Genomic DNA, 21,011 nt, shown 5'->3' on the forward strand with positions numbered 1-21,011 from the left:
ATCTACGGCTTTACTTTTTTTAGTCTATTTAAAGAATTATTTCTTATTAAAATCTCCAGCGAAAATAGAGATAATATTATTTTCAGAAAGATACTTTTTCAAAGCAGCATTTACTTCAGATAATTTTAGATTCTGAATTTTTAAATTCTGTTCATCAAATCTTTCCAATGGAACACCAAAAAGAAGTTTTGTATTCTCAAGATTAACAAGAGTGCCATCTGATCCTAAACTTGTTGTTCTTTCATTGGCATAACTTTTCTTGTTAGAATCTAATTCTGCCTGTGTAAATCCAGAAGCAAGTGCCTTACTTACCTCTTCTTTTATAGCCGCTTCTACAGCATTTCTTTTCGTTGGGTTCAAATAGGCATAGTAATTCCACGAAGCTACATCATTCGAAACAGGAACACTGAGATAGGAACCTACACCATAAGAAATCCCTTCTTTTTCCCGTAGCCTCATCGGTAATCTGGCAGAAAGGAATCCTCCACTTCCTAAAATCTCGTTAGCCATTACTAAAGCTGGATAATCTGGATGTTCCTGTGTCATTTTGAAACTTGAAGTTCCCAGGGCAACTGCATTTTCTTTGTCTGGGGTTATGATGTTTTTGTCCTGTTTTTTTGTTTCAAAGAATGTAGGTTTTACCTCAACAAATTTTGATTTGGCGGTAAACTTTCCAAATGTCTTTTCTAGTTCTGATGAAGCTAGCTTTGGATCAATAGCACCTATCAAAGTTCCAACACCATCTGATGCGCCCATCACATTCTGATAGAAATCTGTCACCTGAGCCTTGGTCACTTTTTTATTTTCATCAATTTGTTCCTGTAAGGAAGCAACATAAAAAATACTTGTCTTCGGATATGGAGACGCCAGTCTTTGTAGCTCATTACTTGCTATAGCCTGTGGATCTTTTAGCTGTCCTTCCAGCTGTGTATTGATTTCAGTGATGGTTTTACCAAGCTCATTTTCAGGGAAAGTTGAATTCGTCAATATATCCTGTACAATGGCCATTACCTTCGGATAATATTGTTTATAAGTATTGATGCCAATAATTAAATTTTGTCCATAAACATAGGTATAAACAGATGATTTCATTTGATCCAAATCATCCTGTATCTGCTCTTTTGTTCTGGTTTTAGTTCCGGATTTCAATAAAGCAGCAGTAATGCCTGCAATAGCTTCTTTACCTTGAAGGTCTTTTTCATTTCCAATTCTGAAACGGAAATTCCCCTGAACTTTATCTCCCTTGAGCTCTTTGTTGATAAGTCCATATTTCATCCCATTGGAAAGCTTTCCTTCGGTAAGATTCTTTTTAACATTGGCAATTGAAGCTTCAAAAGGTGCAGGCTCTTTTTCTAAAGCTCTTCCTTTATAATCTTTTACCAGATCCGCAATCTGATTATCCCTAAATTCTGTTGGGAAAACTCTTTCTTCATTTGGAGAAGGGCGGAAAACACCCATTGTACGGTTATTATTTATAAAATACTTTTTAGCTACCTTATTGATATCTTCCAGTTTTAGGTTCTCAACATTATCCCGGTAAAGGAAGTTCAATTTGTAATTTCCGGCTCCGATAATTTCCGTAAGATTGATCGCAAAATTGATGGTGTTATTTTTCTGATCTTCTATTTCTTTAACCAATTTTGATTTGGCTCTTTTAAGATCATCTTCCGTAAACTGGATCAATGAAATTCTATCTAATTCCGTTCTTACAAGTTTCGTGGTTTCATCAAGATTTTTATCTTTTGGAACATCAAAATTAAAATAGATCATTCCGGGATCTCTTAAGGAAGGCCTGAATGTCCAGATAGAAGAAACCTTCTTAGCTTCTACCAAATTCTTGTATAAATATCCTGAAGGATCGGAAGTCAGAATTTCACAAAGTGCTGATAAGGCTGCAAAATCTTTATCCGCATACGCTGATGTATGATAACCTGCAGCTATGATTTGCTGATCATTATTTCTTTTTATCTCAAAGTATTTCTCTCCATTTTGAGCAGGCTCTACTGTATACGTTCCGCCCAGTTCACGAGTAGGCTTTTTGATAATAGAAAAATAATCTGAAATGTATTTTAATGCATTTTTCTCATCAAACTTTCCGGCAACAATAAGGGTTGCATTATCCGGCTGATAATATTTTTCATAGAACTTTCGCAAAGTAGGCGCTTTTACACGTTCAATATCTTCCTTACTTCCTATTGTGCTGTTTCCATAGTTATGCCAAACATATCCATTGGAAAATACATTCTGTATCATAACTCTTGTAGGATTATTCTCTCCAATTTCAAATTCATTTCTTACTACTGAAAATTCTTTATCCAAATCAGTTTGTAAGATGGTAGCATTGATCATTCTATCCGCTTCCATTTGTAATGACCATTTCAGGTTTTCCTCACTGGAAGGGAAAATTTCGTAATAATTGGTCCTGTCATACCAAGTGGTCCCGTTAGCCTGGCCTCCTTTATCGGAAAGCTGCTTTTTAATATCTCCAAGGTTCTTGGTACTCTTGAACAACATATGCTCAAGTAAATGTGCCATCCCTTTTTCACCATAGCCCTCATCTTTCGATCCTACATTGTACACAATATTCACAACCATATTGCTTTGCGAAGGATCAGGAATTAAAAGAATCTTCATTCCGTTATTAATGGTATATTCTTTAACTCCTTCCGTATTACCGATAAATTTCGGAGCATCAGCATTTTGAGAAAAAACAGGACTGATACTTCCTGTAAAAAATAGGACTGCCGCCCCAAATACTAAGTTTTTCATCTAGTTTTTATTTAATTTCGTTTAAATTTAAAAAGTTTTCTGGTCACTAATTATAAGACAACTATGCCTTACAAAATGTTACAGAGATCCATAAAAATATCACTATTTAATGAAAAAACCAAAAGCCCTATTTAACTGGAGCAGTGGAAAAGATTCCGCACTTGCATTGTATAAAACTTTAAAAGAAAACAAGTTTGATATAGCTTATTTACTTACCAGCATCAATGAAGAATATCAGCGGATCTCTATGCATGGTGTTCATGTTTCTCTTTTAGAACAGCAAGCATCCAGCATCGGGTTTCCTTTAATTAAAATGGAAATTCCCAAAGAACCTTCTATGGAACAGTATCGGGATATTATGAATAAAACAATGTCTGAACTAAAGTCCCAAGGCATAACGTATTCCATTTTTGGAGATATCTTTCTGGAAGATTTAAGAAAATACCGTGAAGACCAACTTAAAGCTATTGACATGGAAGCAGTCTTTCCACTTTGGAAAAAAGATACTACGAACCTCATCCACGAATTTTTAGATCTGGGTTTTAAAACAATTGTTACCTGTGTGAATGAAACCTATTTAGATAAAAGCTTTGCCGGAAGAATTATTGATGAACAGTTTATTGCCGACTTACCACAGAATGTTGATCCTTGTGGAGAAAATGGCGAATTTCATACGTTTACTTTTGATGGCCCATTATTCAAAAATCCTATTAAATTTGAGGATGGAGAGATTGTGAAGAAAACGTATCCAATGCCAAAAACCAATAATAATGAGAGTAACGGTGATTATGTTTTCTGGTTTTGTGATCTGATCTCAAAATAAACCCCGCTGTTTTTGAAATTTTGCTGGGCTATTATATCTTTTATCTAAATGTTGTCATGATTTCATTCATTAGATCAAATACCAGCTTCACATCTTTTTCACTGGTTTTCCAATTAACAAATGCAGCTCTTATTCCTTTGTGCTGATTATAGAAAGTGGGAGTCATAAATACCTTTCCGGTATTATTAAGTCTTTCAAGAAATTCATTAACCTTATCTTGATCTGCACTATCTTTCAAACTAAAACAAACCGTATTGAGTCTTACCGGAGCTAAAAGCTTAAAGTCAGTGCTGTTCTCAATTAGATTACCGAATTGTTGGGACAAAGACACATTGCTTTCAACAATTTCCTGATATCCATTTTTGCCATAAGCCATTATTGAAAACCATGCTGGTAAAGCTTTTAATCTTCTTGAATTCTCAGGTAAGAAATTTAAATAGCTGAAATTCTCCAGAGGATCACCCAGATAAGGGGCATTAGAATTCTGAAAAGTTTCAACCTGCAGTATTTTGTGTTGTTCTTTTACGAAAAAAACAGCACTTTCATAAGGAACATTCAACCATTTATGACAGTCTATTGTAATACTGTCTGCAGCCTCCCAGCCTTCCACGAGATGTTTAGTTTCATCAGAACAAGCTGCAAATCCTCCAAAAGCAGCATCTATATGCCACCAGAAGTTATACTTATTTTTAAGCTCTTTGATCGCTTTAAAATCATCAAAATCTACTGTATTTACAGTTCCACCGCTTGAAATCAGGATAAAAGGTTCACCATGTAATTCTATAATCTTACTTTCCAGATCATCCATACACATCGCTTCCCGATTCCCTTCCATTGTTTTAATTTTTACAACATTTCCACTTCCGATTCCCAAGAGAGATAACGATTTCAAACTTGAAGAATGTGGTGTGGCGGTAAGTATCTTGAAAGGTACAGAAATACCGTCTTTTGCAATATCCTTTCCATTTTCTTTCCCAATCCATTGTCTTGCTACTGCCAAACAGGTAAAATTGGACATCGTTGCGCCGGTTACGAAACCTCCTAAAAAGCTTTCCGGAAGCCCTAAGAGATCAAGTATCAATTTGATCGTCTCCATTTCTATGACCGCAGAAACATCCCCCTGCCCTTTCGTCGATTGGGTATTCTGATCATATACAGAAGCTAGCCAGTCTCCGGCAATAGAGGCAGGAGTAGCTCCTCCTGTAACAAATCCCCAATATCTGGGACCTGATGATCCAACAATAACAGGTTCAAATCTTTCATTAAAAATTTCCAATACTTTTTCTGTTCCATATCCTGATTCAGGTACTGATTCTTCTTGAGATGAAATTTTATGATCAACAGATGTCTTTCTGTCGGATAAAGTTTTTAAATAAGATACTCCTTGTGTTTTTATTGTTTCTAATAAGTGATCAATTTCTGACCAATCATCTTCCAGGAATGTTTTCATATTTGAATTAATAATCTATTCAAAAGTATTAATTTCCGTAACAATTTTGCTTAAATAATTTGTGGGTTATCAAAATTTTCAGAAGAAACTATTAGTCAATATTTTACCTGTTAAAAAGTAAACTTAGAATTCCCGGCTCATTATTTTTAGTCCTAAAAATGCCCTGTTTGCATCCTTTTTGATGATATAGCATTAAATTAAAAACAAATGCTGAAAATTTCCCATTTATTGTTCCCCTTATTAGTCACCCTCTCTTTAACTGCCTGCAAAAATGCACCTGAGTATACTACAAAAACAGTTGATAGAAATGCAATTATAGATTCCACGATAACATCCTTCAAGAAAAAACTATTAGAGAAGCAGATCGATTCTGTTTTCACAAAATATGATTTTAATGGAAGTATCGCCATTTTTAAAGATTCAACAGAGCTATATCGAAAAGAAAATGGGTTTTCCAATTTCGAAAATAAAGCAAAAATAAATGACAGTACAATTTTTGCAATTGGTTCTGTAAGTAAGCAATTTACATCTGTTCTTGTTTTACTTCAAATGGAACATGGAAAGCTCAATATTGAGGATAAAGTTTCAAAATATCTAAAAGAATTTCAGACTAAAGAATATGAAAACATAAGTATCCATCAACTTTTAAATCATACTTCCGGCTTAAATACTTTAGGTGGAAAACTATTGTTTAAAAGTGGTTCAGATTTTTTCTACTCGAATGATGGCTTTAATACTTTAGGGAAGGTCATTGAAAAGGTTTCAGGAAAATCTTATGATGAAAATGTTCAGGAGCTACTTTCAAAAGTGGGAATGAAAAATTCTTCAACAGGAAACACATTCAAAGGCAAAAATTTCGCAAGTGCTTACCTTGGAAATAAGAAGAATGCCGAAAAGATACCCAATATGCCGAAAAGACTAAGTGGAAAAGAAATTGGGATTCCTGCGGGAGGTATTTTATCTACTACTGACGATTTACATCGCTGGAATAATGCATTATACGGTGGAAAGATCTTAAACCCGGAAACTCTTAAAAAGTTCGTCTTAAAAAGTTCAGAAAGGCACCACGCTATTTTAGGAAAGATGGGTTATGGATATGGAATCATGCTGAATATAGGAAAACCAACCACTTATTTTCATAGTGGATATATTAAAGGTTCTCCTTCTTTAAACATCTATTATCCTGACTCTAAAACTTCGGTCATTATCCTATCTAATATTGCCGATGAAGCAAAAGGTAAAGGCTATATTTTCAGACCTCATCTTGAGGTAAAGAAAATTACAGATGCCATTGAAAATACAGTTACTGATCTGAGAAAGCAAATGATCAAACCTGATAAGCAAAATGAACTCTGATGAAAAAGTTGTACTTTATAGCTATTTATCCACCACAGCAGATTATTGATGAGGTGAAAGTCTTTAAACAAGATTTAGCCAACAATTACAATAATCCAAAAGCGATTAAAAATGACGCTCACATTACTCTTTTTCCACCTTTTTCAAGAGAAATTGAACTGGAAAATGATATCATTGCTGCATTTGAAAGAATTGATACAAATTTAGCTCCGTTTGAAATTGAGCTAAATGGATTTGGAAGTTTCCCCAACCCTAAAAACCCGGTGCTCTTTGTTCAACCTGAGCAAAACGCAAATTTGACCGATTTGTATTACAGGGTAAAACGGCAATTTAATTTTGGAAAATACTCTTTTACTCCCCATATGACCATTGGTTACAGGGATTTAAGCTATGAAAATTACTTAAAAGCGTGGGAAGTCTATAAAGACAAACCTTACAAAACTAAATTCATAGTTGATAAAATTCTAGTACTTCGTTATGATGGAAAATGGGTTCCAATAGCAGAAAAAAAACTCATATAAAAAAATCGGCCCTACAGCCGATTTTTTAAATAGATACAAATATGTAGATTATTCTTTTATGATTTTCTGAGAAATAACCAAGCCGCCCTCATCTGTTACACTTAAGGTATAAGTTCCTGTTGGAATCGCAGTGATATTAACACGAATCGTTGATGCATTGTTCATCTCAAATTTTACAGGGATCAGCCTACCCGATCCATCATACAATACCACTTTAGCATTTTTTGAAAAATCCTGTTTACCTTTAATATAAAATTCATTCTCAGCCGGATTAGGATATATTCCGAATCTTCTTTCTTCTGCATTAACGTCGGAAATTTTCAATGTTGATGTTTTATTCAATTTCCAGGTCACTGTAGCAAAATGAACAGCACTATGACCTGTAACTTTTATTAAAGACGTGTTATCAGTTACTGAAAAAATCAGGGTGTTAAGACCCGTAACTAGCTGTGATGGAGAAACTGTTAATGAGTTACTCGTTGAAGAAAGAGCAGTTCCATTCAGTTTCCATGAATTTACTAATGTATTTGGTATTGGTAAAACTTCATTCACAGTAAAGGTTACTGCTGCATTACCATTTAAATTGCTGCTATTTGCCGGCGTATAAGAATCTATCGGAGAAACCAGCGAGTGTATTCTTTCAATAATAGCTTCTTTACATACCGAACAGAATTGTCTGTCAAGATATCTCATCTCGCAATTCTGATGTGGACGATACCATGAAGGGCTTTCCGTATAAGGATACACTCCTACACTATTCAACCCTAACCAGTTTTTCCATTTGATGGTAGCGGTATTGGAGTTTTGAGTTTTATTAGGAGATTCTCCAGATCCTGAAAACCAATACTCATCAGCCAGTTTTCCAAAAGAATGCCCAAGCTCATGGACCACAATTTCATTGGCAGCACTGTTTAATGAAGCGAATGCATATGTTCCGCCACAACCCCCATATTCTGTAGAATTTCCAAGAACGTACGTAATATCATAATCCGGTACGTTAGCCGCTAAAACCTGCGCTACCGTGTTGGTCGAATTACTGTAAATACATCGGTGAACACCGAAATCAAAGGAAGATCCCAAATAGTTGGTAGGGTTAGATACGGGAATTACAGGCTCTGTAACATCTGTTGCTGTTCCAGGATGTTTCACTCCACTTTGTGTAGAAACAACTTTCACTGCATAAGCATTAAAATAATTCTTGTATTCTGTGTAAGGACTCTTTGTAAAAAGATAATTGACCGTAGATTGTGCGGACGACACAAAATTAGTTTGCTGTGCAGAGGTAAAACCATCACCTAAAACCGCAATATTAATACGATTGGCATTAGATCCGTTATTAAGAAGCGATACAGTCTGAAATGTCTGTGAAAAACAGAACGTACTGACAAGTAATAGAAATAAAGTTTTTTTCATGGCTATAGTTTTTGGTTAAATAATAATTGGTTACCGGCATTGGTGATCTTCTCTACTTTTACCACCTGGATTTCCGCAGAGTGAGAATAGCGAATACTAAATTCAGCAGTTTCTGTAGAAACTTTATGTCTGCTGATCCCTTCCTTTTCAAAACTTTCCATGTTTTGGTTCAATGGATCTTCTACAATTTGTTTCACAAATTCTTTTCCATTGGCATCAGTCAGAGAAATAATAAAATCACCTATCCCTGCTGAATTTCTATCAAAAGAAGGGGGTGATTTAAGTTTTCCCTCTGCTAATTTCTTTGATTCCAAAGTAATTTTTTCCGGTCCGGATTTCGTTTTTTCAACTTTAAAAAACAGATAGCCAATCTGATTTTTGTCCCGCGAAAAATTTTCGTCTTTAAGCGATCCTCCAATATTTAAATCATTCATTTGCAGAAAACTACAAAAAATAAAAGTTGGAAGGATAAAAAAGTTTAGTAAGTTTTTCATAATCAATTTTTGATGAAGTTAAGAATATTTCACCAATTTAAGATTTGATTTTATTATTTTTTTTAATGACTATAAAAATTCAGAAAGTCCTATCTTTGACCCAATGATTGCAGAAAAGATAATTTTAGGAATTGACCCGGGCACTGCCATAATGGGTTTTGGGATTATTTCCGTTAAAAAAGGTCAGATGGAAATGATTTCCATCCATGAGCTTATTCTCAAAAAATATCCTAACCACGAAACGAAACTGAAATATATCTTTGATAAGACTTTGGCATTAATCGATGAGTATCATCCGGATGAAGTAGCGCTTGAAGCACCATTCTTTGGTAAGAACGTTCAGAGTATGCTAAAGCTGGGGCGTGCACAGGGCGTAGCTATGGCAGCAAGCCTGCATAGAAATATTCCTATTACGGAGTATTCTCCGAAAAAAATAAAAATGGCGATCACAGGAAATGGAAATGCCAGTAAAGAACAGGTTGCGGGAATGCTTCAAAATCTTTTAAAGCTAAAAGAATTCCCCACGAAATATCTTGATGCATCAGATGGTCTAGCCGTAGCTGTTTGTCATCATTTTAATTCCGGAACAATTGCAAATACCAAGTCATTTTCCGGTTGGGAAAGTTTTTTAAAGCAAAATCCGGATCGGTTAAAATAGCCTACAAATTATTGCCTTTCATAAGTATCTTCTATATCGGTAACCTTTCCGTATATAATATCACTATAGAGAATTGAAAATTTGTTTTTTGAAATAATCTTAAACTGTTTGTTCTCTTTTAAATCGGCATCCATATAAGAGAAAGAGCTTCCTTTAATCGTAATCAGGTTGCGGGCTGATGAACTTTTTACTTCACAATTTTTGCCACTCATATTGTTTTTTCGTTGGCAAAACTAGTATTTATTTTAAAAATAGATAATTTGCATCCCTTCACTTTGACTATTATACTATGTGAATCTAAATAAATAAATAATAATTCACTGATAAACAACAATATAGTTAAAATAAATAAGCATACTTGGTAAAACATAATACTATCTTTAACATTGGTATGATTTTTAGTATTACTTTTGTATAAATTTTCAATAATGAAAAATCAACAACAAACTATAAATCAGACGAATCATAAAATAAATTGGTTTCAGAAGTTTCTCATGGTATGCTCCGGGGGAAACATTCATATCTTAAGGAAGACACCAAGCGAATGGAACAAATTTGCGGGTATCGGGGGTATTGTTCTATTTACTGCTGTTTTTGCTACCCTTTCAGCAGGTTATGCCATGTATACCGTATTCGATAATATATGGACTTCAGTAGGATTCGGAATTTTATGGGGATTAATGATATTTAATCTGGACCGTTATATTGTTTCTTCTATAAAAAAAACGGGAACATGGTGGAATCAGATTTTGATGGCTATTCCCCGTTTGATATTGGCTACTTTTTTAGGAATCATTATTTCAAAACCTTTGGAACTTAAAATTTTTGAAAAAGAAGTTAACAAACAGTTGAATACCATTATTCAACGCAATAAAAAACAACTTCAGGGTGAGATGAGTGGAAGGATCCTTCAACAAAGCGGACCTTTTGAAACGGAGAAAAAACAAATTTCAGAAAAGACTGCTCAGTATCAAAAATCATATGACTCCGCTTCAGTAGAACTGGAAAAAGAAATCTTAGGAAAACAGTCTGGTTTAACCAGTGGAAAAGTAGGTTTCGGATCCAATGCTAAACGGAAGCAAGAACTTAAAGAACAGAGAAGACAGGATTTAGAAAACTACCAAAAACAAGTAGGGCCTAGACTCGAGTATCTAGATAAAGAAATTTCAAAAGTATACACCAACCTTGAAACAGAGAGAAAATCATCAGAAACATTTGAGGATAAATTCAATGGATTCGCCGCACGATTACAGGCATTAGATGAATTAGGGAAAAATTCAGCGATCATTGGTTTAGCTGCGGCCTTCATCATGGGACTTTTTATTTGTCTGGAAATCTCTCCTGTATTGGTTAAGTTAATTTCGCATATTGGACCCTATGACCATCTACTGGAAAAAACAGAAAATGACTTCCGTCTGTATTCAAAAGAGAAAATTGAAAAAGGAAATGCATTGACGGATTATCGGATTGATGATTTTAAAGAGAATTTGAATAAGTAATACTCAAATAAATAGATAACAAATACCTTTCACAATTGTGAAAGGTATTTGTTTTTACAGATAATACGTCATCTTTTGTCGCTTTGTTGGAATAGCTTTGCATTGAACATAAAACATGATGTAATTCATATTAATTCTTTTTAACGTGAAATTAATCAGTCTTAAAAAACGTTAAATTTGCAGGATTTTAAAAATCAATTACAAACTAAAATAAAAATATAATAATAAACATGCATAAACTCTACATGAGTGCATTAACCTTATGCACTACCGCCATGTTCTATTCACAGGAAGTGGTTTGGCAGAAAGATCTCAAATCCAACACACAGGATTTTCTTAGTCAGGTTACGACAACAATAGATCAACAGTATTTGATTACTGGGAGTGTGATTCAGGGAGGTAGCCTTCGAGAACCTCAGGCTACATCGAAGCAGAATAATGGGTACGATTTTCACTTGGTGAAACTGAACCAACAAGGAGATCAGGTTTGGGAAAAATATTTCGTAGGGAACAATCATGATTATTTATCCGCTACAGCGTCAACACAGGAAGGAGGTTTTTTGGTATCAGGTACCACATATTCTTCGAAAGGACTAGATAAAAAGGAAGATTCTAAAGGTGGATCGGATATCTGGCTCATCAGATTGAATGAATTTGGTGATGAATTATGGCAAAAAACTTTAGGAACTTCTTCTGATGAAGAAGCCAGGGCTGTTATTCAAACAACTGATCTTGGGTTTTTTGTAGCTGGAAATGTCCAAAACACATCTAAAGGTTATGGTTCCAAAGATGTTTTGATCATCAAGCTTGATAAAAACGGAAAAGAGATTTCACAATTAGTTTTAGGTGAAAAAGGGCTTGATGAAGTGGAAAAGATGATCCCTACGAAAGATGGTGGAGCATTATTAGGTATTTATTCCAGAAGTAATGTTGGGGGATCGAAACAAACTGAAAACTTTGGCGAAGGTGATTACTGGATTGTAAAACTTTCAAAAGACGGAAAAGTAGAATGGGAAAAGAATTATGGAGGGAAAGGTGATGATCATTTAAGAACATTAGCACTAACATCTTCAGGCTATATCATTGGAGGAGAATCAAGATCTGAAAGATCTGGAAATAAATCGGTTGGAATTGAAGAAGGAACTGATGTTTGGTTAATCTCTTTAAATGAAAGGGGTGATGAAGAGTGGCAGAAATCTTACAATTTCAAAAACAGGGATATCTTAATGGGAATGAGTGTTATTCGTTCCGCAGATGATAAAACAAAAGGAATTTTATTAGGTGGCTATACGCAGGCCGAAGGAAGAATAGAAACCGATGATGAAACATTTTGGATGTTATATCTGAATGATAAGGGTGATGAACAATGGAGAAAACATGTAAAAGGAGAATCCAGAAAAAGAGAAGAAAGGTTATCCGATATTAAACTCAACAGAGATGGCTCAATCATTTTAGCAGGAACCAGTGCTGAGGAATTAGGAAAAGAAAACTGGAAGATTATAAAACTGGGTGATAAGCAGATTGATCAGCTCATTGTAAAACAAGATATCAAGATCTATCCGAATCCTGTTTCAGATTATGCCTATGTAGAAATAGGTTTCGACACTTCGACGGGCTCAGGGCAGGGCTTCAAGGAAGCTGATATAACTTTGTATGATATGGGTGGAAGACAGTTGCAGACTTTGAAAACAAAGAATAAAGTAACAAAGATTAATACGCAGGCTCTGATTCAAGGAGCTTATCTGGTTGTTGTGAAAACCAATGAAAATAAAACTGCTAATGCTAAACTGATTAAGAAATAATATTACAATGAAGACCATATATAAATTATTATCATTCTCTATATTGATCTTTGGCTCTGGAAAAGGTCAAAGAAATTTTGGGAATACTCCCGAACCGGTTCCTTCCGTTTCTTCTTTTTCGTCCTATGTCAATACGCCCGTTTCATTATCTACAGGAGTACCGGATATATCACTTCCTTTATTAAGCCTTCCTACCAGCAATAAAAGCTTGGAAATTCCAGTAGGACTTAGTTATCATGTTGCCAATGTTGTTAATAATAAACCTGGTAGTGAAGTGGGTCTTGGATGGTCCTTAGCTAAGGGTGGGAGTATCTCCCGAGTTATCAATGATTATGTTGATGAGTTTTATGATAATGCATCAAAGCCTGGTTACATAAAAAATGAATTCAATGATGTCTATTATTATAATATTCCTGGAAATTCTGGTAAATTTACTTTCATCAGAGATATTACGAATAATACCTTTACCGTAAATCATATTTCAGGGAACAACATAAAAATTGAGTATACAAGAGATGCTAATACGGCTACTTTAATTATAAATTCTTTTAAAATTACAGATGAAAAAGGATTTAAGTATATTTTTGATGATTACAGTAAGTCTCTAAATGACCCTCTTTTTTATTTTAAATCTGCGTTTTATTTAAGTAAAATTCTGGATGAAAGCAATGTTGAAGTCGCCACTTTTACCTACCAAAAGGATAATATTAATAAAAAAGGAACATCAATTTTATTGTATCAAAGCTGTAAATTAAAAGAAATTTCATCAGACTTTGGAAAGCTTAGTTTTGAAAATGAGTATGAAACTATTAAAGAAGAGGGGATTGATGATCCTTATAAGATAAATAGCATATCACTTTTTGATAAGTCGAACAGGCTTATTTCCAAATATAAGTTTTTGTATCAAAGTGGAACAGATAGAAGAGACTTAACTGGCCTTGAGAGGTTTAACAGTATCGAGGAGAGAATTGAAAGAAGGGACTTCAATTATGCAGATCTTTCATCTTCGGGATATAAGGATATTGGTGGTGGTGATTATGTATGCTCTAATGAATATAGTAACCCAACTATCTATAAAATCCGAACGTTACAGAGTATAAGCCTTCCGGAGGGAGGGTATACCAACTATAATTTTCAATTTAAGGATATTTATCAGAACAACAGCTCAATCCAGTTGAACAATAATAGTTTAACTAATCCTGCTTTCCAAAAATTAAGTGAAGAAGAGAGAATATTTTTTGACACGAATCAAAGCAGCATATATAATCTTCATGTAGATGCGACAAGAGCTTATTATCTCATGTTTTTATATGATGAACTGTATGATGATAAATACCCTATTCATATGCCTCATGTTATTAATTATAAGCTTAAAAAAGCTGGTGTAGAGGTTACCCCGGTAACTTCTAACTGTAGTAAGTATATCCTGACTCCAGGTGACTATACATTTGAAATCAAAGGTCAGGGAAACAATCCTGGCTTTGGGAATGGAAATATAATATACCGCACCATCATTACTGCACCACAGCCTTATAAAAATGCTGCGCCGGCAGCAGGTGTCAGAATAGCCAGTATCGAGCATTTTGACGTTGACAATGTTTTAAAAAAGAAGACAAGCTATGAATACAATTCATTTGTAAATCCCAATGACTCAAGTGGCGGCACATATACTGCTGAAAATTGTGGGATTAATGATGAACTTTTTGATAATACAATTATCCTTTACAAAAATGTAAAAGAAATTTATGGAGATGCCACGAACAACCTGGGATATGCGAAATATTACTTTAAAATGCCTGAAGATTACACCTCGACTGTATCAATGTTCAAACCTTATTATAATATTACTTCTACAGGGCTTTTGTATAAGCAAGAAGTATATAACCAGCAAAATGCAATAACAATTTCACAAAATACAGATTATGTAATGGATGAAATCTCTGGCGCTCCGCAATATAGTATCTGCTCTGGGTATAACTCAAAAGCAGCATGGATCAAATCTACAAAGGTAACTTCCAAGACATTTTTCGATAATTCATCAAGCCTTGAGAGTATTTCTGAAACGACATTCAGCCCCTACAACTTTTCAATATCAACTGTAAAAGAAACGTCCCCTGAAGGGATTATCACTGAAAAAGCAGTAAAGTATGCTTCGGATCTTTCCAATACTAAACTCATTAACGCACGTATGCTTACCACTGCTTTACAGACAGAAACTAAAATTAATGGAAAACTGGTAGAAAAATCAGAAACTAAATTTGACAATGCTTCCAACCTATATCCTAGCTCTGTACTTTCTTTTGACCTTAAAAATCAAACTCCGGTAACAGAAACTGCCATTAACAACTATGATACTAAAGGGAACCCAAGAGAGCTTGTTTCAAAATCAGGTATTTCCACTGCTATTATTTACGGATATAAAGGAACCCTGCCAATTGCAAAAATAACAGGAGCTTCTTATAGTCAGATTGCATCTCTTGCTACGGTTACAGCAGCTATTACTGCCTCTGATGCAGATGCGGTTGATCCAACTAAGGAACCGGCTTTACTCGTGGCTTTGGAAAACCTTAGAAAAGATACCGCAATAAAAGATTATTCTATTACTACCTACACGTATGATCCCTTAATAGGAACTACTTCCATTACACTCTCCAATGGGATAAGAGAAGTGTACAGGTATGATAAATCCAACCGGTTACAAAGGGTGGAAGATAAGAATGGTAAACTATTAAAAGAGTATGAGTATAACTACAAACATTAAATGTACAATGTATTAAAGTACAATGTATTCATGTAGAATAAGCATAAATGCACCATACTATAATACAAAAATCAAAACTTATGAAAAGAATTTTAAATATATTCAGCATATTGTTTGTAGCAGGATCATCTTATGCGCAAACAGGCCCAAGTACTAACGAAAACTATATACAAAGCAGAACTTACCTTGAAGAGGTTACTTCCTCAAGTCCCAATGCCAGACAAATTCAGGCCATTCAGTATTTTGATGGATTGGGAAGAGCTAAGCAATCAATCATTGTAAAAGCTACACCACAAGGAAGAGATATAGTAAAACCCATCTTTTATAACGATAATGAAAATGGAAGACAAACCAAGGAATACCTTCCTGTTCCCCAACCAGGAACTCAGGGCGGAGCTATTTATAATACCCCTTTAGATAATGTTACAGCTGTTTATGGAAATGAAAGGATTTATGGAGAAAAGACACTGGAAAAATCTCCAACCGGGAGAGTGAAACAAGTTACTTCGATAGGAAATAACTGGGCCACGCATCCCTCCCAGTTTACCTATGCTGCTAATGCCGCTGGAGAAGTAAAAAAAATAACATCTGTTACCGCATGGGCGGGTGAAACAACTTCCACTGAAATTTTTTATAGTGGAGTGTATGCAGCCAATACCTTATCAAAAAATACAGCAACAGATGCAGATGGAAATACCACCATTGAGTTTACCAATGGTTTGGGACAGGTAATTTTGGTAAGAAAAAATGATGGAACTAAAAACACAGACACCTATTATGTGTACAATGAGTATGGTCAATTAACCTATGTAATCCCTCCATTGGCCGTTACTGCCTCTATACCAGATCAGACTACATTAGACAATTTATGCTATCAGTATAGATATGATAGTCTTGGAAGAATGGTAGAAAAAAAACTTCCAGGAAAAGGATGGGAGTATATGGTGTACGATAAAGCTGATCAACTGATCATGACACAAGATGCAGAATTGCGTAAAACAGGTAAATGGTTCCTCACAAAATATGATACATTTGGAAGGATAATTTATACTGGAATTATACCGGGTGTGGACAGACCAAGTCTGCAAAGTCTACTTAACAATTATGTAATTACCGAATATAGAAACACTCAGGGTTTTACCAGAAATGGAATGCAGATCTATTATACGAATGATTGGTGCAAGGAAGTAGAAACTATTTTATCCGTTAATTATTACGATACTTATCCGACCTATTCTTTTAATCCTCCATTCCCTACCACTATTTTGACTAAACCAGTCATTCCTCATACACAGAATGTTACAGTAAACACCAAAAACCTACCAGTGATGTCTTTAGTGAAAAATATTGAGGATGATAACTGGACGAAAAGTTACGTGTATTACGATGCTAAAGGAAGATCAATTGGAGGTTATGAAATCAATCATCTGGGTGGATATACAAAAACAGAGACAGAACTTGATTTTGCAGGAGTACCAAAGCAATCCAAAGTGTATCATAAAAGGCTTTCTACAGATACAGAAAGAATCATCACTCATACATTTGAGTATGACGCTCAAAATAGACTAAAAAAGCAATGGCATCAGGTGGATGGAGGAGCTCAGGAACTTCTTGCAGAGAATACCTATAATGAACTCTCTCAGCTTTCCAATAAAAAAGTGGGAAATAATCTGCAAAGCATTGATTATACGTATGACATCAGAGGCTCGGTTATCAAGGTCAATGACCCAGCCACTCTCAGTGGAAAATTATTTGGATATGAAGTGAAGTATACCAACCCGATCGGGACTTCGCCAAAGTATAACGGGACTATTAGTGAAGTTGACTGGAAAACTTCAAACGATAATATTCTAAGAAGATATACTTACACCTATGATGGGCTAAACAGGCTGAAAAAAGGAACTTATTCAGAGCCGAGCTCATCAGTTCCTCAAAATGGTTTCTTTAATGAAACTATAGGATATGATATGAACAGTAATATTACCAGTTTGCAGAGAAATGGAAAAAGCTTTGCAGGAACAGCTGCACTGATAGATAATCTTACCTATTCTTATACCGGGAACAGACTTAGTTCTGTTAAGGACGCTTCTGGAAATTACAATGGTTATCCTGATGTATCAGGAAATACAATAGCTTATGATGACAATGGAAATATGACAGACCAAGTAGATAAAGGAATTCTACAAATCAAATATAACTTTCTTAGTCTTCCAAATTACATAAAGTTTGATAAGACTTATACTCCGAGACCATCAAGTATGGAAAGTGACTTTAATGTTAGTACTAAATATTTATATCGGGCAGATGGGACAAAACTTAGAAAGACTTATATTTTTGGTTCTGGAAAGTCGAACATGGAAACTTATGCCCTGACTGAATATTTAAATGGATTTCAATACGAAGATCAAGTCAATATTCTTAGCCCTACTACTATGCCTCTAACTTTAAAGTTTGTTCCAACTTCTGAAGGCTATTACAATTTTGAAAATAACAAGTATATTTACAGCTATAGAGACCATCTAGGAAATGTGAGAATAAGCTACTCTAAAAACTCAACTGGCGGAACAGAGATCATTGAAGAAAACAATTATTATCCTTTTGGATTAAAACATGAAGGATATAATGCACTAGTTGGAAATCCTGCCTATAACTATAGATATAATGGTAAAGAACTTCAAAAGGAAACCGGATGGAATGATTATGGCGCCAGAATGTACATGGCTGACATTGGAAGATGGGGAGTAATAGATCCATTAGCAGAAACAAGTAGAAGATTTTCACCTTATAATTATGTTGTAAACAATCCTATCAGCTTTATTGATCCAGATGGAAGAAAATTTGCAATGCCATATGAAGCTAGCGGGATCGAAGCGACGAATCCAAACTCTTACTGGTGGTTGGGACTTACAGGCACAAGAGCAGATAAGATGATACCAATTGGTAAAAGTGGCGGCGCAGGAGGAGGATATATGACTGCTAATAGTCCAACATTTGGAGACACGCAGGCGTTTAGAGATATTATGGATGCTGCAAACGCTGGAGTAGAAGCAGGCTTAACTAATATTGGTGGAATATTAAGATGGTGGACCGATCTTGACCAAGAGAATAATGGGTTGATTGGAACTTTAAACATGTTGAAGCTTAGAGGAACAGGAAAAGATGCTTCAAATACTTTCTCTAATACTTCATGGTGGGTTAGTGCAGGTGTAGGAGCAGCATCAGTTGGTAACATACCAAGAAGTGGATTTTTTAAATATAATGAATTGTGGCATCAGACCAAAACAAGAGGTGTTTCCTTTTCTTGGCAAAGTAAATGGAAAAATTCTGGAGCTAAATTTTGGAGAAGTCAACAAGTAAAATCTGTTGAAGGGGCAAGAGGTCTCGGAACTAAATTAACAAAAATCGGCGGAGCATTGCTGGTTGCAGATATTGCTATGTCTGGAGAAGTTAAGCCATCCCATGCTATTAATGCGGCTATGTTAGCTGCTTCTGCAACTGGAGTAGGTTCTATTGTGGCTGGAGTGTGGTTTGTTGCTGATATGGGAACAATGGGAGCCAATTATTTAATAAACGGAGAAGCTAAGGGTATTGGAGACATGATCGACGAATCTGTGGCTAACGAATACGGAAAATTTGAAATGTATGATGGATTATATTAAAAGTAGGTTTTCAGGAAATACAATTTACTGGGTAGTTTTTATGACTATTTTACCATTACCAGCATCAATAATATTTGGGTTTAAAGTATTAAGACTTTATAATTTCAATATTAAAAGCACCTTATTATTGTTTTTATTTAGTGCAATTTTTCTTTTTGTAATTAATTTTCTTAAGCATGTTAAGTATATAATAATTGAAGGAGAACAATTGAAATATTATTCAATATTAAAACCTTTTGGACAAATTTTGAATTTGAATAACTATTTAGGAAAAATAATTCTAAGTGAAAAAGGAAGTGCGGGGGCTTATAAAGTTGTGTATTTAATTGATAAACAAAATAGGACTTCATTTAAAATAATGGGACTTCATTATAAAAATTTTGATGATGTTAATGATGCAATAAAACTTAGGAATATTAAATTTTCTCCTACTAAATCACAATATTTTAAACTTTTATTTTTTGAAAAGATAACTATAGAAAATAAAAACACTTCTAATAATGAGACTAAAAATATCATTTTAGAATTATCTAAGACAATTTGTATTGTGGGAATTATATTATTTATTCTAGGGTTTTTATTAAAAGAAATACTATAGCATTATTGTTATCCCCCTGCTGGCGCGAGCGTCACGCTCGTGTCCGAATAAGATAAAATACAAAAATCCAGAAAATCTTTTTCTGGATTTTTGTTTCCACTATTTATAAACTTTGTATTTTGGAAAAGTATGATAAATACAATAGCTATTAGTTACTTTAGGAAATAGATTTTAAATTTGCAATGCAAGAATGGGCAACGAGCGTGACGCTCGCGCCAGCGAGAGGCTTCTGGTTTTGCAACAGGAGGAATAAGTGCATTAACCAAAGCCGCTACAAGTGGTATAGGAAAACAAGCCTTAGTAAAAATCATAGATTTTGGCGTAGATGTTTTAGTAGGTACTGTAGAAAATGCAGTAATAGATTATGCGGAAAAAGGAGAATTTGATCTATGGAAATCAATTACTGGTGGATTGCTTGAGGCAGGTATTGGTAAATTTATACCATTAAAATACGTAGATAAACTAGAGAGTAAACTTGCTAAGAAGATGAATATTAGTGCAGAGAAGATGACCCCTTTTAAAAATAGAATGCAGAATGATGCTAATAGAAGCCGAAGTACAAGAGCGAGAAATAACAGGAAATATGCTGAAAACAAAAAAGCTTACGAAAGTTACACAAAAGCTTATGCTGGTGTTAAAGTCGTAAATGATGCATATAAAGCAGGAGGAGCTGAAGCTTTACAGAATATTGACTTATTCAAAAAGACTCCAGAAGAAACTAAAAAACCAACCATTACAGTTGGAGAAGTAACAGGCGGAATAATAAGAGAATAACTATGTATAAAAATCAATATATTTTAACAATTTGTGCCGTATTAGGGTTTTTATATACTTTATTTTTTTATTATCAAAACTCTAACTTGGAAAGTATTAAAACATTAAAAGCGTACACGGTTATTGAACAAGGTTGTAAAAAATCAAGAGGTGGGTCATCAGTCCATATTAAATACAATAATAAAGTATATTATATAAGATTGGCGATAGCCGAATGTGAAAAATATCCTGTAGGGACAGAAATAAAGCTTAATTACAATAAACAATTTGATTATTTTTATAAGCCAGATGGATTAACAAGAGATAAAAGAAGGTTACTAATAATAGGCGTAATTTTTATTTTATCTATTGTCCCTTGGAAAAAAATTATAAAAATAAAAGCCTGATAAGGTAATGTAAGCTTGATAAATAAAATCCACCGCAATTGCGGTGGA

At 34.5% G+C, this 21,011-nt stretch carries 16 protein-coding genes; 11 read left to right on the forward strand and 5 right to left on the reverse strand.

Going from position 1 to position 21,011, the window contains the following annotated elements:
• Window positions 1–36: 36 nt before the first annotated feature.
• Window positions 37–2,769, reverse strand: coding sequence for a M16 family metallopeptidase (locus AC3WRL_RS22175; protein ID WP_492331252.1), 2,733 nt, complete (start codon window positions 2,767–2,769; stop codon window positions 37–39).
• Window positions 2,770–2,878: 109 nt separating this feature from the next.
• On the opposite strand from AC3WRL_RS22175, the gene AC3WRL_RS22180 reads away from it, so the two are divergent.
• Window positions 2,879–3,592 (forward strand): Dph6-related ATP pyrophosphatase, encoded by a 714-nt coding sequence (locus tag AC3WRL_RS22180; protein WP_492331253.1) that lies wholly within the window; start codon window positions 2,879–2,881, stop codon window positions 3,590–3,592.
• 40 nt (window positions 3,593–3,632) lie between these two features.
• Here AC3WRL_RS22180 and AC3WRL_RS22185 read toward each other — a convergent pair whose 3' ends face one another.
• Window positions 3,633–5,042: a pyridoxal phosphate-dependent decarboxylase family protein gene (locus tag AC3WRL_RS22185; protein WP_214831755.1), complete on the reverse strand. Its 1,410-nt coding sequence runs from the start codon at window positions 5,040–5,042 to the stop codon at window positions 3,633–3,635.
• A 207-nt stretch (window positions 5,043–5,249) separates the two neighbouring features.
• Between AC3WRL_RS22185 and AC3WRL_RS22190 the strand changes: the two genes are divergently transcribed.
• Window positions 5,250–6,398 carry a serine hydrolase domain-containing protein gene (locus AC3WRL_RS22190; RefSeq protein WP_214831756.1) on the forward strand — a complete coding sequence of 383 codons (1,149 nt, stop codon included), beginning with the start codon at window positions 5,250–5,252 and terminating at the stop codon, window positions 6,396–6,398.
• The gene (locus AC3WRL_RS22195) at window positions 6,398–6,919 is read left to right on the forward strand and encodes a 2'-5' RNA ligase family protein (protein WP_492331254.1); all 522 of its coding nucleotides are present in this window, start codon (window positions 6,398–6,400) and stop codon (window positions 6,917–6,919) included. The genes AC3WRL_RS22190 and AC3WRL_RS22195 overlap by 1 nt, the downstream gene beginning before the upstream one ends.
• 48 nt (window positions 6,920–6,967) lie before the next feature.
• Here the strand turns inward: AC3WRL_RS22195 and AC3WRL_RS22200 are convergent, their stop codons facing one another.
• Both AC3WRL_RS22200 and AC3WRL_RS22205 read right to left on the reverse strand, forming a co-directional pair.
• Window positions 6,968–8,332, reverse strand: coding sequence for a T9SS type A sorting domain-containing protein (locus AC3WRL_RS22200; RefSeq protein ID WP_261510102.1), 1,365 nt, complete (start codon window positions 8,330–8,332; stop codon window positions 6,968–6,970).
• 2 nt (window positions 8,333–8,334) lie between these two features.
• Window positions 8,335–8,826 carry a hypothetical protein gene (locus tag AC3WRL_RS22205; RefSeq protein ID WP_492331255.1) on the reverse strand — a complete coding sequence of 164 codons (492 nt, stop codon included), beginning with the start codon at window positions 8,824–8,826 and terminating at the stop codon, window positions 8,335–8,337.
• Between the two features lie 103 nt (window positions 8,827–8,929).
• Between AC3WRL_RS22205 and ruvC the strand changes: the two genes are divergently transcribed.
• Entirely contained in the window at window positions 8,930–9,484 is a 555-nt protein-coding gene (ruvC, locus tag AC3WRL_RS22210) for a crossover junction endodeoxyribonuclease RuvC (RefSeq protein WP_214831760.1), read from the forward strand.
• Window positions 9,485–9,492: 8 nt separating this feature from the next.
• On the opposite strand, the gene AC3WRL_RS22215 is transcribed toward ruvC, so the two are convergent.
• The gene (locus AC3WRL_RS22215) at window positions 9,493–9,696 is read right to left on the reverse strand and encodes a hypothetical protein (protein ID WP_492331256.1); all 204 of its coding nucleotides are present in this window, start codon (window positions 9,694–9,696) and stop codon (window positions 9,493–9,495) included.
• Window positions 9,697–9,912: 216 nt separating this feature from the next.
• On the opposite strand from AC3WRL_RS22215, the gene AC3WRL_RS22220 reads away from it, so the two are divergent.
• The 7 genes from AC3WRL_RS22220 (at window position 9,913) to AC3WRL_RS22250 (ending at window position 20,963) form a co-directional block, all read left to right on the forward strand.
• Window positions 9,913–10,983: a DUF4407 domain-containing protein gene (locus AC3WRL_RS22220; RefSeq protein WP_214831764.1), complete on the forward strand. Its 1,071-nt coding sequence runs from the start codon at window positions 9,913–9,915 to the stop codon at window positions 10,981–10,983.
• Between the two features lie 230 nt (window positions 10,984–11,213).
• Window positions 11,214–12,785: a T9SS type A sorting domain-containing protein gene (locus AC3WRL_RS22225; RefSeq protein WP_492331257.1), complete on the forward strand. Its 1,572-nt coding sequence runs from the start codon at window positions 11,214–11,216 to the stop codon at window positions 12,783–12,785.
• 7 nt (window positions 12,786–12,792) lie between these two features.
• Entirely contained in the window at window positions 12,793–15,546 is a 2,754-nt protein-coding gene (locus tag AC3WRL_RS22230; protein WP_492331258.1) for a hypothetical protein, read from the forward strand.
• 80 nt (window positions 15,547–15,626) lie between these two features.
• Window positions 15,627–19,205, forward strand: coding sequence for a DUF6443 domain-containing protein (locus AC3WRL_RS22235; protein ID WP_492331259.1), 3,579 nt, complete (start codon window positions 15,627–15,629; stop codon window positions 19,203–19,205).
• The gene (locus AC3WRL_RS22240; protein ID WP_492331260.1) at window positions 19,189–19,803 is read left to right on the forward strand and encodes a hypothetical protein; all 615 of its coding nucleotides are present in this window, start codon (window positions 19,189–19,191) and stop codon (window positions 19,801–19,803) included. Before AC3WRL_RS22235 ends, AC3WRL_RS22240 begins: the two co-directional genes overlap by 17 nt.
• Before the next feature lie 486 nt (window positions 19,804–20,289).
• A complete protein-coding gene (locus tag AC3WRL_RS22245; RefSeq protein ID WP_492331261.1) occupies window positions 20,290–20,577 on the forward strand; it encodes a hypothetical protein in 288 nt (95 codons plus the stop codon).
• Between the two features lie 2 nt (window positions 20,578–20,579).
• Window positions 20,580–20,963, forward strand: a complete 384-nt coding sequence (locus tag AC3WRL_RS22250; RefSeq protein ID WP_236855658.1) for a hypothetical protein — start codon at window positions 20,580–20,582, stop codon at window positions 20,961–20,963.
• Window positions 20,964–21,011: the final 48 nt, after the last annotated feature.

It is taken from the genome of Chryseobacterium sp. FW101-FHT12H09 (assembly GCF_058790395.1).